This is a genomic window from Streptomyces massasporeus (assembly GCF_014648995.1).
GTDB lineage: Bacteria > Actinomycetota > Actinomycetes > Streptomycetales > Streptomycetaceae > Streptomyces > Streptomyces massasporeus.
The window spans coordinates 1,078,419-1,091,005 of sequence record NZ_BMSE01000001.1; the positions used below are offsets into that span (position 1 = coordinate 1,078,419).

The 12,587-nt window shown below is 72.0% G+C and carries 10 protein-coding genes; 1 reads left to right on the top strand and 9 read right to left on the bottom strand.

Annotated features, from left to right (window positions below; all coding sequences use genetic code 11):
• Positions 1–11: 11 nt before the first annotated feature.
• From IE153_RS04860 to IE153_RS04900, 9 genes are all read right to left on the bottom strand, one after another.
• Entirely contained in the window at positions 12–1,532 is a 1,521-nt protein-coding gene (locus IE153_RS04860; RefSeq protein ID WP_189588491.1) for an NCS1 family nucleobase:cation symporter-1, read from the bottom strand.
• Positions 1,533–1,679: 147 nt separating this feature from the next.
• Positions 1,680–2,702 carry a TIGR03842 family LLM class F420-dependent oxidoreductase gene (locus tag IE153_RS04865; RefSeq protein ID WP_189588492.1) on the bottom strand — a complete coding sequence of 341 codons (1,023 nt, stop codon included), beginning with the start codon at positions 2,700–2,702 and terminating at the stop codon, positions 1,680–1,682.
• A gap of 11 nt (positions 2,703–2,713) precedes the next feature.
• Positions 2,714–4,117: a dihydropyrimidinase gene (gene hydA, locus IE153_RS04870; RefSeq protein WP_189588493.1), complete on the bottom strand. Its 1,404-nt coding sequence runs from the start codon at positions 4,115–4,117 to the stop codon at positions 2,714–2,716.
• Between the two features lie 121 nt (positions 4,118–4,238).
• Complete coding sequence (locus IE153_RS04875) at positions 4,239–5,081, bottom strand: nitrilase-related carbon-nitrogen hydrolase (protein WP_031109741.1); 843 nt, start codon at positions 5,079–5,081, stop codon at positions 4,239–4,241.
• 155 nt (positions 5,082–5,236) lie between these two features.
• Positions 5,237–6,802: a PucR family transcriptional regulator gene (locus tag IE153_RS04880; RefSeq protein ID WP_189588494.1), complete on the bottom strand. Its 1,566-nt coding sequence runs from the start codon at positions 6,800–6,802 to the stop codon at positions 5,237–5,239.
• A 28-nt stretch (positions 6,803–6,830) separates the two neighbouring features.
• The gene (locus IE153_RS04885) at positions 6,831–8,117 is read right to left on the bottom strand and encodes an aspartate aminotransferase family protein (RefSeq protein WP_189588495.1); all 1,287 of its coding nucleotides are present in this window, start codon (positions 8,115–8,117) and stop codon (positions 6,831–6,833) included.
• Positions 8,114–8,956 (bottom strand): nitrilase-related carbon-nitrogen hydrolase, encoded by an 843-nt coding sequence (locus tag IE153_RS04890; protein ID WP_031111208.1) that lies wholly within the window; start codon positions 8,954–8,956, stop codon positions 8,114–8,116. The genes IE153_RS04885 and IE153_RS04890 overlap by 4 nt, the downstream gene beginning before the upstream one ends.
• Before the next feature lie 170 nt (positions 8,957–9,126).
• Entirely contained in the window at positions 9,127–11,325 is a 2,199-nt protein-coding gene (locus IE153_RS04895; protein ID WP_189588496.1) for a hypothetical protein, read from the bottom strand.
• 98 nt (positions 11,326–11,423) lie between these two features.
• A complete protein-coding gene (locus tag IE153_RS04900; protein ID WP_185006774.1) occupies positions 11,424–11,675 on the bottom strand; it encodes a helix-turn-helix domain-containing protein in 252 nt (83 codons plus the stop codon).
• A gap of 32 nt (positions 11,676–11,707) precedes the next feature.
• Here IE153_RS04900 and map point away from each other — a divergent pair, with 32 nt between their 5' ends.
• Positions 11,708–12,475: a type I methionyl aminopeptidase gene (gene map / locus IE153_RS04905; RefSeq protein WP_189588497.1), complete on the top strand. Its 768-nt coding sequence runs from the start codon at positions 11,708–11,710 to the stop codon at positions 12,473–12,475.
• Positions 12,476–12,587: the final 112 nt, after the last annotated feature.

Sequence of the window (12,587 nt, forward strand, 5' to 3'; positions counted from 1 at the left end):
CGCCGCCTGCGTCAGACGGTGCTCCGGCCCCGCGTGGCCATCAGCACCAGATACAGGACCATCGACGTGCCCAGGCCCACCGCCCAGCCGTAGTCGGCCAGATCGGCCAGCGCCGGGATCGGGCGGCCGTCGATCAGCGGCTTGAAGCTCGCGCCGCCGACGGCGAGGACGCCGCCGACCGCGAAGGCGACGACGGCCCGCCAGTTCCAGCCGCCCTCGTACCAGTAGCGGCCGCCCGGGCGGTACAGGTCGGCGAGGTCGAGCCGGGCGCGGCGCAGGATCCAGTAGTCGGCGATGAGGATGCCCGCGACGGTGCCGAGCAGGCCGCCGACCAGCCCGAGCCAGGTGAAGATGTAGCCCTGCGGGTCGGAGTACAGCTTCCACGGGAAGATCAGCACACCGAGGACGCAGGTGGCGAGGGCTCCGGCCCGGAAACTGATCCTGCGGGGCGCGATGTTGGAGAAGTCGAACGCCGGTGAGACCAGGTTGGCCGCGACGTTGACGGAGAGCGTCGCCACCAGGACGGTGACCAGCGCGAAGAGCAGACCCACCGTGCTGTCGGTCTTGGCCGCGAGCTGCACCGGGTCCCAGATGGCCTCGCCGTAGACGGCCTGGGAGCCCGAGGTGACCATCACCGACAGGAAGGCGAAGAGGGTCATGGTGGTCGGCAGGCCGAGCGCCTGGCCCCGGGTCTGCGCCTTCTGGCTCTTGCCGTAGCGGGTGAAGTCGGGGATGTTCAGCGACAGCGTGGACCAGAAGCCGATCATGCCCATGAGGGCGGGGGCGAACAGCTTCCAGAAGTCGGCGCCCCAGCCGAGCTTGGAGGGCTGGTCGAACAGCGGGCCGAAGCCGCCCGCCTTGTCGCTCATCCACCACAGCATCACGAACGCGCCGACGAGCACGAAGGGCGCCGCCCAGTTCTCGAAGCGGCGGATGGTCTCCATGCCCCGGTAGATGATGACGACCTGCAGCGCCCAGAAGATCGCGAACGACAGCCACATGGTCCAGGCGTAGCCGCCGACCTTCGCCGCGTCCGTCCAGCCGGTGCCGATGAGCTTGCCGGCCAGGAAGTAGATGGCCTCGCCGCCGATCCAGGTCTGGATGCCGAACCAGCCGCACGCCACCAACGCCCGCACCACGGCGGGCAGGTTGGCCCCGCGGATGCCGAAGGAGGCCCGGGCGAAGACCGGGAAGGGTATGCCGTACTTGGGTCCGGCGTGGCCGGTGAGCAGCATCGGTATCAGCACGATGACGTTGGCCAGGGCGATGGTGAGCACCGCCTGCTTCCAGTCCATGCCGACGGCGATGAGCCCGGAGGCCAGGGTCCAGGAGGCCGTGTTGTGGGCCATGCCGACCCACAGCGCGGAGAAGTTGTACGTGGTCCAGGTGCGCTTCTCGACCGGGACCGGCAGCAGGTCCTCGTTGGCGTAGGGGCCGGTCGGTGCGGGGGCGCCCGGGGCGATCTCCACCCGGCCGTCGGCGAGGGTGACTTGGGTGGGCGGCGGTGGGGCCGTGGGAGCGGTATCGGTCATGGGCCGGGCCAATCAGGGGAGGTGGGACGGGAAAGGCCGTGCGGTGACGCCGATGGGGGGTGCGCTCCGGGTGCGGCGGGGAGCGTCCTGGGCCCCCTTCCCGAGCCGCTGGGAAGGGGGAGTTCACAGGGGGTGGGGCGGCGGAGGTCAGCCGTTGACGGCCGGGATCACCCGGGATCCGTAGGCCTCGATCACGGCCTCCTGCGCGTCGTGCATGTCGTAGACGGCGAACTGGTCCACCCCGAGCGCGCGCAGCGCGTCCAGCTTCTCGATGTGCTTCTCGACCGGGCCGATGAGGCAGAACCGCTCGACGATCTCGTCGGGCACGAACTGGGCGTCGGGGTTCCCGCTGCGCCCGTGGTGGGAGTAGTCGTAGCCCTCGCGGGCCTTGATGTACTCGGTGAGTTCGTCGGGGACGGCGGCGGAGTGCTCGCCGTACTTGGAGACGAGGTCGGCGACGTGGTTGCCGACCATGCCGCCGAACCAGCGGCACTGCTCGCGCGCGTGGGCGAGCGCCTCGGGCGAGTCGTCCTCGGTGACGTACGCCGGGGCGGCCACACAGATGGTCACCTCGGCGGGGTCCCGGCCGGCGGCGACGGCCGCGTCCTTCACGGCCTTGACCATGTACTCGGTGAGATAGAGGTCGGCCAGCTGGAGGATGAACCCGTCCGCCTCCTCGCCGGCCATCTTCAGGGCCTTGGGGCCGTACGCGGCCATCCACACGGGCAGTTCGGCGCCCTCGCCGATCCACGGGAAGCGGACGACGGTGCCGCCGCCGAGGTCGGCCTCCCGTCCGCCGGCGAGGTCCCGGATGACCTTCATGGCCTCGCTGATCCGGGCCAGGGTGTTGGGCTTGCGGCCGGCCACGCGCATCGCGGAGTCACCGCGGCCGATGCCGCAGACCGTGCGGTTGCCGAACATGTCGTTGAGGGTGGCGAAGGTGGAGGCGGTGACCTCCCAGGTGCGGGTGCCCGGGTTGGTCACCATCGGCCCGACCTTCAGGGTCGTGGTGTTGGCGAGGATCTGGCTGTAGATCACGAACGGTTCCTGCCACAGCACGGCGGAGTCGAAGGTCCAGCCGTAGGTGAAGCCGTTGCGTTCCGCCCGCTTCATCAGGCTGATCACCCGCGAGGCCGGCGGGTCGGCCTGCAGCACGAGTCCGAAGTCCATCTGCGCCACTCCTAGTTGAGGTACTGACAGGTGGATCGCGGGGTGAACACGCCGTGCCCGGCGTGCCCGGTGTACTCCCGCTCGGTGATGACGGGTTCGCCGCGCGAGAGGACCGTCTCGACCCGGCCGGTGGTGCGTTTGCCCTCGTACGCCGAGTAGTCGACGTTCATGTGGTGGGTCTCGGCGGACATGACCTGCTCGGCGTGCGGGTCGTAGATGACGACGTCGGCGTCGGCGCCCGGCGCGATGGTGCCCTTCTTCGGGTAGAGGCCGAACATCCGGGCCGGGGTCGCGCAGGCGATCTCGATCCAGCGACGGCGCGAGATGTGCCCGTCGACGACCGCCTGGTGGAGGAGGTCCATACGGTTCTCCACACCCGGCAGGCCGTTGGGGATCTTGGAGAAGTCGCCGCGGCCCAGGTCCTTCTGACCGGTGAAGCAGAAGGGACAGTGGTCGGTGGAGACGACCTGGAGGTCGTTCGTCCGCAGCCCCCGCCACAGTGCGGCCTGATGCTCCTTCGGCCTGAGCGGGGTGCTGCACACGTACTTCGCGCCCTCGAAGTCGGGCTCGGCGAGGTTGTCGGTGGACAGGAACAGGTACTGCGGGCAGGTCTCGCCGAAGACGTTCAGTCCCTCGTCGCGGGCCCGGGCGAGCTCGGCGACCGCCTCCGTCGCCGAGACGTGCACGACGTACAGGGGCGCGCCGGCCACCTGCGCGAGCTTGATGGCCCGGTGGGTGGCCTCGGCCTCCAGCAGGGCCTTGCGGACCTCGCCGTGGTAGCGCGGGTCGGTCTCGCCCCGGGCGAGTGCCTGCTCGACCAGGACGTCGATCGCGATGCCGTTCTCGGCGTGCATCATGATCAGGCCGCCGTTGTCGGCGGAGCGCTGCATGGCGCGCAGGATCTGGCCGTCGTCGCTGTAGAAGACGCCCGGGTAGGCCATGAACTGCTTGAAGGAGGTGATGCCCTCCTCGACCAGGTGGTCCATCTCCTTGAGCGTGTGCTCGTTGACGTCGGAGACGATCATGTGGAAGCCGTAGTCGATCGCGCAGTTGCCGTCGGCCTTGGCGTGCCAGGCGTCGAGGCCCTCGCGGAGGCTGTGGCCGACGCTCTGCACGGCGAAGTCGATGATCGTCGTCGTGCCGCCCCAGGCGGCGGCGCGGGTGCCGGTCTCGAAGGTGTCGGAGGCGAAGGTGCCGCCGAAGGGGAGCTCCATGTGGGTGTGGGCGTCGACGCCGCCGGGGATGACGTACCTTCCGGTGGCGTCGATGGTGCGGTCGGCTGTGAAGGCCTCTGCGGCGGGGGTGTGGGAGGTTGCGAGGGCGGCGATTCGGCCGTCCTCGATCAGGACGTCGGCGTGGATCTCGTCGGAGGCTGTGATGACGAGGCCGCCGCGGATCACTGTACGGCTGCTCATGTCGTGGTCGCTCCTCGCTGTGGTTCGGTGCGGGCTGTATGTGGCTGGTCGCGGCCGCGCGGCGGTAGCCGCATATCGACTACAGCCCCGCGCCCCTGAGGGCACGTCCCCCGCGGACTCCTCACGGTGCCGTCAGTGGTCCGTACGCCCCCGGTGCGCGGTCCCGGTAGAACTGCCAGCGGTCGCGGACCTCGCGGAGTTTGGCCATGTCCAGGTCGCGGACGACCAGTTCGGGCTCCTTGTCGCTCGCCACCTCGCCGACGAACTGGGCCTCGGGGTCCACGAAGTACGAGGTGCCGTAGAAGTCGTTGTCGCCGTACTCCTCGACGCCGACCCGGTTGATCGCGCCGACGAAGTACTCGTTGGCGACGGCCGCCGCCGGCTGTTCCAGCTGCCAGAGGTAGCCGGACAGGCCGCGGGAGGTGGCGGACGGGTTGAAGACGATCTCGGCACCCGCGAGGCCGAGTGCGCGCCAGCCCTCCGGGAAGTGACGGTCGTAGCAGATGTAGACGCCGACACGGCCGACCTTCGTGTCGAAGACGGGCCAGCCGCTGTTGCCGGGGCGGAAGTAGAACTTCTCCCAGAAGCCCCTGACCTGGGGGATGTGGGTCTTGCGGTACTTGCCGAGGTAGGAGCCGTCCGCGTCGATCACGGCGGCGGTGTTGTAGAGGACGCCGGGCTGCTCCTCCTCGTACATCGGCAGCACCAGGACGATGCCCAGTTCCTTCGCGAGGGCCTGGAAGCGGCGGACGATGGGGCCCTCGGGGATCTGCTCGGCGTACTCGTAGAAGGCCGGATCCTGGACCTGGCAGAAGTACGGTCCGTAGAACAGCTCCTGGAAGCACAGGACTTGAGCGCCCTGCGCGGCGGCGTCGCGGGCCGCCTGTTCGTGGACCTGGATCATCGATTCCTTGTCGCCCGTCCAGGCGGTCTGGAAGACGGCGGCGCGGATCACTCGGCTCATCGGGACCTCCGGTCGCTCGGTGTGCCGTGAGCCTAGGGAGGGCGAGGGGCGTCTTTGAGTTGCAGCGTGTCACGTCCGAGGGCGTGCGGCGTGCCACCGTGTCACTCTTTCGTGGACCCATGTTTCACCGCCGTTTTCCCAGGTGGTTGCAGGTTTCACTGTTGTTGCGCGTCGTGCGCGAGGAGTGCGATGTGCACCGAGGCGGCCTGCTCGAAGTCGTCGAGGTTCACCCCGAGGCGGACCTGTATGGACTCCAGGCGGCGGTAGAGGGCCGGCCGGGAGACGTGGTGGAGCTGGGCGGTGCGGGATTTGTTGCGGCCGGTGGCGAGGTAGGTGCGCAGGACCGACAGCAGGTCCTCGTCGGTCTCGCGCAGCAGCCCGTCCAGCTCCCGCTCCGCGAACGACTGCACGTGCGGGTCGTCGCGCAGCAGCCGGACCAGGCCCCGCAGATGGACGTCCTTCAGGCGTACGACCGGCGGGAGGTCGAGGACGGCGGAGGAGTCGGCGACGGCGTCCGCGACGTGCTGGGCCTCGCGCAGTCCGGTGGGTACGTCGTCCCAGGCGGCGCGGGGTTCGGCCGCCGCCACGACCGGGTGGTCCGGGCCGGTCTCGGTGCGCAGCCGGGTCGCGAAGTGCGCGGCGAGAGCGCCCGCGTCCTGGTCCCGGGGCAGGCTGAGCAGCACGGCGGTGGCACCGTCGGCGAGTTCGGCGACCAGCCCGGGCAGGCCCAGCAGCCGCAGGAGCCGTTCGAGGCGGGCCGGGTCGCCGTCGCGGACGACCAGCGGCACGAAGGTGCGCCGGTTTACCGGCAGCCCGGCCGCGCGGGCCCGGGGCAGCAGTTGCCGTGCCGGTACGACGCCGCTGACCAGGTCGGTGAGCAGGCTCTGCGCCGACTGCTCCTCCCAGGAGCACGCGGCGCCGCCACCGAGCATGCGGTGCAGGACAAGGGCCTCGGCGGCGCGGTCGGCCAGCAGCCGTCCGGTGGCGGTGTCGCCGCGGTAGCCGCACAGCACGATCCGGCCCCAGCGCTCCCCGCGCCCGCCCAGTTCGGCCCGGATCCAGCCGTCGCCCTCGGTTCCGCCGGCCTGCCGGGCGATGCGCTCCCAGTCGCGCAGCACGTCGTCCACCGCGGGCCGCTCCCCCGCCGTGCCGAGGACGCGGTGGGCGAGGTTGGTGACGACGACCGGGCAGGCGCTGTGCCGGGCGACCTCGTCGAGCAGGCGTTGCAGCGGGGCGCCGGCGGTGATGAGGGCGGTGAGTTCGGTGCGGACGGCCTCGGAGAGGCTGACGGCGGCGAACTTGCGGCGCACCAGCCGCGACTGGACCTCCTCGGTCAGTTCGGCGAAGGGGAACGGCCGGTGCAGGACCACCATGGGCAATCCGCACCGCTCGGCCGCCCGGCGCATCACGTCCGGCGCCGCGGGGAAGGCGCGGCCGAGTCCGAGGACGACGGCGGCGGCCTCCGCGCGGTGCAGCGACCGGACGTACTCGGCCTGCTTGTCCTCGTCGCCTGCGAGCAGCACACCGGTGGTGAGGACCATCTCGCCGCCGGTGAGCATCACTCCGACGTCGGCGGCCTCGGCGACGTGCACCCAGCGCACCGGCCGGTCGAGGTGGCTCGCGCCGGCCACCACCTCGGGCTCCCCGGCGAGCACCCGCTCCAGGGTGAGGACCTGCCGCACCGACAGCGCGGGCTCCAGGGAATCCAGGGTGATGGTCATGGCGCCGTATCCCTTGCTCAGTGCACTGCTACTGGATGCTCCTCAGAGCGTTCTCGAGGATCGCGGCGCCCTCCTCGGCCTCCGCGACGTTGAGGGACAGCGGCGGCGCGACGCGCAGCGAACTGGTGTTGTGCCCGCCGCCCTTGCCGATCAGCAGGCCGCCCTGGCGGGCCGCCTCCAGCACGGCCGCCGCGGTCCGCGGATCGGCCTCGTCGGTCCCCGGTTTCGTGATCTCGATGCCGATCATCAGCCCGCGTCCGCGTACCTCGCGTACGGCCGGGACCTGCGCGGCGACGGCCCGCAGCCGCTCGATGAGCAGACCGCCGACGCGCCGGGCGTTGCCCTGGAGGTCGTGTTCCAGCAGGTAGTTGAGGTTGGCGAGGCCCGCGGCCATGGTGATCTGGGTGCCGCCGAAGGTGGAGATGCTGTTGGAGTCCAGGCAGTTCATGATCTCGGAGCGGGCGACGACCCCGCCGATGGACATGCCGTTGCCGATGCCCTTGGCGAAGGTCATGATGTCGGGCGGTCCGCTCCGCCCGTGGGCCTGCCAGCCCCAGAAGTGCTCGCCGGTGCGGCCCCAGCCGGTCTGCACCTCGTCGGCGATCCACAGGATGCCGCGCTCGTGCAGCACCTCGCGGAAGGCGGCGTACAGCCCGTCCGGCGGCGCGGTGAACCCGCCGACGCCCTGGACGGGTTCGGCGATCAGCGCGGCCGGCGCGCGGGTGTGGCCGAGCAGGTCCTTCAGGTCCTCGACGCAGGCGGCGATGTAGGCGTCGTCGCTGAGGGAGGCGAACGGGCCGCGGGTGCGCACGCCGCCGTGGACGTACAGCGTCTGGAGCGGGGACAGCGAGGTCGGCGACCAGCCGCTGTTGCCGGTGATGCCGACGGCGCTGAAGGAGCGGCCGTGGTAGCTGTTGCGCATCGCGAGGATCGTGTTGCTGCGCCGGTACGCCGTGGCCAGCAGCAGGGCGGTGTCGTTGGCCTCGGTGCCGGACGTGGTGAAGAAGACGCGGGCGTCCGGGATGCCGCTCAACTGGCTGATGCGCTCGGCGAGTTCGACCATCGGGCGGTTGAGGTAGAGGGTCGAGGAGTGGATGATCCGCCCGGCCTGCTCGCTCACCGCCTTGGTCACCTCGGGCAGCGCGTGCGCCGTCATGGTGGTGAGGATGCCGCCGAAGAAGTCGAGGTACCGGTTGCCCTGGGCGTCCCAGACGTGGCGGCCCTCGCCGTGGGTGAGCTCGAGGGGCTCCTCGTAGTAGAGGGCGAGCCAGTCGGGGAGCACGGCCCGGTGGCGGCCCAGGAGGTCGTTGGTCACGGCTGCACCAGCCCTTCGTAGGCGTCGGGGCGGCGGTCGCGGTAGAAGGCCCACGTCTGCCGTACCTCTTCGATGAGGTCGAGGTCGATGTCCCGGATCACGAGCTCCTCCTCGCTGTCGCTGGCGACGTCCCCGACGAACTGCCCGCGCGGGTCGACGAAGTAGCTCGTGCCGTAGAAGTCGTTGTCGCCGTACTCCTCCTGCCCGACGCGGTTGATCGCGGCGATGTAGTACCCGTTGGCGACGGCGGCGGCGGGCTGCTCCAGCCGCCACAGGTGGGAGGACAGGCTCCGGTGGGTCGCCGAGGGGTTGTAGACCAGCTGGGCCCCGGCAAGGCCGAGCTGCCGCCAGCCCTCCGGGAAGTGGCGGTCGTAGCAGATGTACACGCCGACCCGGCCGGCCGCGGTGTCGAAGACGGGCCAGCCGAGGTTCCCGGGCTTGAAGTAGAACTTCTCGCGGAAGCCCTTGAGCTGGGGGATGTGGTGCTTGCGGTACTTGCCGAGGTAGGTGCCGTCGGCGTCGATCACGGCCGCGGTGTTGTAGTAGAAGCCGGGCTGCTCCGCCTCGAACACCGGCGCGACGATCACCATGCCGGTCTCGCGCGCGAGCGCCCGCATGCGCCGTACGGTCGGCCCGTCGGGGACGGGCTCGGCCCAGCGGTAGTGCTCCGGCTCCTCGACCTGACAGAAGTAGGGGCTGTTGAAGACTTCCTGGAAACCGATGATCTTCGCGCCCCGGCGGGCCGCCTCGCGGGCGTGCTCCTCGTGTTTCGCCACCATGGACTCGGTGTCGCCGGTCCAGGTGGCCTGGACCAGTGCGGCACGTACGACGTTGGCCATGAGCTGCTCCTTCGACGCGACGTCTGCGCCTCTACGCCCGTAGAAGCGGGCCGTAGAGCCACGAACGTAAGCCTCTGGCACGGGGTTGCCAAGACCATCGTCGCCAACCCGCGGGGCATTGCGCGATTCACACTCCTGTGGGTGAGTCGCCTGGGGCTCAGACCCGCCGGTCAGGCGGCGAATCCGGCGACCCGCAGGGCGTGCACGAGATCCCAGCGCCGCTCGTCCGACACGCCCTGGGCGGCCTCCAGCAGGAGCGGCACGAGGCGCCGCGGATCGGGCTCTGCGCTGCGGGCGGCCTCCTCGGGGGTACGGGCCCTGACGTACGCGTCGAGCAGAACGCGCACCTCGCGGTAGCGCCTTTCGGCGGCCAGTCCGAGGACGGCCTCTCCGACCTCGCCCGGGGGCCGCGCGACCCCCTGCCGCAGCATCTGCTGCCCGTCCCCCGCCCGCCCGGCCTCGACCAGCGCGTCGGCGGCGGCGACCAGCCGTCCCGCGGGCAGCGAGGCGGCCTCCCACAGCAGCGTCTGCCAGTCGGCGTCCAGCCCGGCGAGGTGCAGCCGCTCCGCGAGCAGCGGAAACCGGCCGGGCTCCCACGAGGCGACCTCGGCAAGCAACGCGTGAGCCTCCCCGCTGCGCCCCTCACCGCGCAGCCGGGCCAGCAGGTCGACGGTCCGCCCGACCTCGGCCAGGTCCACGGCCCCGACCGCACCGCCCTCCCGCATCGGCGGCTCCACCACGTCCTCCTCGCCGGCCCCGGCGAAACGCGCACCCCGGGGAGTACGGCCGGGGGCCACGGGGGCGGGTGCGGGAGCGGGCAGGGTCGGTACGACAGCGGGCGGCACGACGACGGGCACGGCCTCCTCATCGGCCATCCCGGCGAAACGAGCACTGCCGCGCCGGCGTTTGCGGGGTTTGGGGGCGGAGGGTTCAGGGGCTGGGGCGCTCAGCCCCTCGGACATGCCGTCCGCGAGGACTCCCCCGGGCCCACCCCGGCCGACGGGACGCTCCTGGACCCGCCGCCCGGCCTCGGCCCCGTCCGGGACGGTGAATGGGTCGGGAATGGCCCCGACGGCGACGTCACCGGAGCCGGACCGGCCTGCGGGGTGCTGCAGGCCGGGCCACGCCGCCTCGGTCCCGGCGGGGGCGGCGAACCCGTCGGATGTCGCCCTGGCGGCGGCCTCACCGGGGCCGGACCGGCTTGCCGGGTGCTGCAGGCCGGGCCACGCCGCCTCCGCCCCATCCGGGGCGGTGAATGGGTCGGGGGTTGCCCCCGCAGCGACGTCACCGGGGCCGGACCGGCTTGCCGGGTGCTGCAGGCCGGGCCACGCCGCCTCGGCCCCGGCGGGGGCGGTGGGCCCGTCGGATGTCGCCCTGGCGGCGGCCTCACCCGAGCCGGACCGGCTTGCCGAGCGCTGTTGTGCCTGCCACCCCACACCGGAACCGGCCGGGTGGGTGAACTCCTCGGGGGTGGCCCCGGCGGCGGGTTCTCCGAAGGCGCTACGGCTCTGCGGGTACTGCCGGGCGGGCCATCCGGTCTCCCGGGCGACGGTGCCGGAGCGGCCTGAGGGTCCCGGGGCCGGGCCGGGTGCGACACTCGTGGCCGCCTCTCCGGACACGCCTCGGGCCGCCGGGCGGTGCCCGCCGGGCCCCCCGGCCTCCGGGTCGGCAGCGCCGTACCGGCTCGTCGCCGGCGAGCCCGTGCCGCCGCGCTGCGAAGCGGCAACCGCCGAGCCCGTGGCGCCGCGCTGCGAAGCGGCAACCGGCGATCCCGCCCCGGCACCACGCAGTCCGGTACCGTCGCCCCACTCCGCCGGGGGCACACCCCGCTCTCCCCACTCCGCGGGGGCCACCCCCCGCTCGCGCCGGTCGACGTGAGCCATCCGTGCCCGGAGCTCCGCGCAGCGGGCCGCGGCGCGTTCGTGGTCGTCGCGTGCCCAGGCCAGGTCCAGGCGCAGGGCGTCGGCCTGTTCGGGGGTCGTGGCCGAGGTCAGGTGGCGGGCGAGGGCGGCCTGGCGTTCGGCGGCGTACTTCTGTTCGCGGAGCATGACGTCGAGGCGGTCGCCGAGGGCGTCGCGGCCCCCGGGCCGGGTGTCGTACACGGCGAGCGCGGCGGCGTGCAGGGCGCGGGCGCGCTCCGTCTCCGGGCCGGCTCCGCCCGGGCCGTACTGCCCGGCGAGGTCCTGCAGCAGCGCCTCGACCACGTCCCAGGGCGGCATGTCACGCCCGTCGAGGCAGGCCCGCATGCCCTCCGGGTCGCGCTGCCAGAACACCGCGCACCAGCCGCCGGACGGATCGAGGCGTGCCAGCAGGCCGTCCAGGTAGGTCGCGAACTCGCCGACTTCAGCCGGGAGTTGATCCGCCGCCATCGCTCAACTCCCGTGAGGCCGGAGCATTCCGCCCCGTAGGCAACACCAGTCGTGTTACGGACGTGCTACGGGGAGTTTTCACACGCGGCGCGGGTTCCTCAGAGGGGCACCAGCACGCATTGTCCGGCCAGGTCGTCCATGGACAGCCCGAGGACTCCGGCCAGCGCGGCCACCGTGAAGAAGGCCGGGGTCGGGGCCCGGCCGGTCTCGATCTTCCGGAGGGTCTCCGCGGAGATGCCCGCGCTCGCCGCGATCTCCGTCATACTCCGGCCACCACGCGCTTCACGCAGCAGCTTGCCGAGCCGCTCGCCGCGTTCGCGCTCTTCGGGGGTGAGAGGGGTGCGCACCATACCCCCATTCTAATACCGGTATAGTAATTGGCATGGTGGAGCTGAAGACAGACACTTCTATCGACGCGATGTACGAAGCGGGCCAGGTCGTCGCCCGGGCCCTGACGGCCGCGCAGGAGGCCGCCGACGTGGGCGTCTCCCTGCTGGAGCTGGACGAGGTGGCGCACGGCGTGCTGCGCGAGGCGGGCGCGACCTCGCCCTTCCTGGGATACCGGCCGTCCTTCGCGCCGACCCCCTTCCCCGCCGTCCTGTGCGTCTCGGTCAACGACGCGATCGTGCACGGCATCCCGGACCGCTACCGCCTGCGCGACGGCGACCTGGTCTCCATCGACTTCGGCGCCGAACTGGGCGGCTGGGTCGGCGACTCGGCGCTCAGCTTCGTCGTGGGCACCCCGCGCGAGGCGGACCTCCGCCTGATCGATGCCGCCGAGCGGGCCCTCGCGGCCGGCATCGAGGCCGCCGTCGTGGGCAACCGCATCGGCGACATCGCCCACGCGATCGGCACGATCTGCCGCGGCGCCGGCTACGGCATCCCGGACGGCTTCGGCGGCCACGGCATCGGCCGCCGTATGCACGAGGACCCCGGGGTGCCCAACGAGGGCCGCCCGGGGCGGGGGATGCGGCTCCGGCACGGCATGGTGCTGGCGATCGAACCCATGGTCGTCGCGGGCGGCACGGACGACTACCACGCGGCTCCCGACGGCTGGACCCTGAAGACGAACGACGGCTCCCGCGCGGCCCACGCGGAGCACACGGTGGCGATCACGGACTCGGGACCGAGGATCCTGACCGCACGCTGACCTACGCCGGAATTACCCGGATACATCCCGAAGGTGCCCCTCGCCGACGATCGTGCGAAGGTGTTCTACGAGCGCGCCCCAGGTGTAACCGCCTGCCACCCGGGTTACCCGA

What these genes read in the sequence shown, in the direction of transcription:
- IE153_RS04860 (WP_189588491.1), bottom strand. Translation starts at nt 1,532, where the DNA reads ATGACCGATACCGCTCCCACGGCCCCACCGCCGCCCACCCAAGTCACC.
- IE153_RS04865 (WP_189588492.1), bottom strand. Translation starts at nt 2,702, where the DNA reads ATGGACTTCGGACTCGTGCTGCAGGCCGACCCGCCGGCCTCGCGGGTG.
- hydA (WP_189588493.1), bottom strand. Translation starts at nt 4,117, where the DNA reads ATGAGCAGCCGTACAGTGATCCGCGGCGGCCTCGTCATCACAGCCTCC.
- IE153_RS04875 (WP_031109741.1), bottom strand. Translation starts at nt 5,081, where the DNA reads ATGAGCCGAGTGATCCGCGCCGCCGTCTTCCAGACCGCCTGGACGGGC.
- IE153_RS04880 (WP_189588494.1), bottom strand. Translation starts at nt 6,802, where the DNA reads ATGACCATCACCCTGGATTCCCTGGAGCCCGCGCTGTCGGTGCGGCAG.
- IE153_RS04890 (WP_031111208.1), bottom strand. Translation starts at nt 8,956, where the DNA reads ATGGCCAACGTCGTACGTGCCGCACTGGTCCAGGCCACCTGGACCGGC.
- IE153_RS04895 (WP_189588496.1), bottom strand. Translation starts at nt 11,325, where the DNA reads ATGGCGGCGGATCAACTCCCGGCTGAAGTCGGCGAGTTCGCGACCTAC.
- IE153_RS04900 (WP_185006774.1), bottom strand. Translation starts at nt 11,675, where the DNA reads ATGGTGCGCACCCCTCTCACCCCCGAAGAGCGCGAACGCGGCGAGCGG.
- map (WP_189588497.1), top strand. Translation starts at nt 11,708, where the DNA reads ATGGTGGAGCTGAAGACAGACACTTCTATCGACGCGATGTACGAAGCG.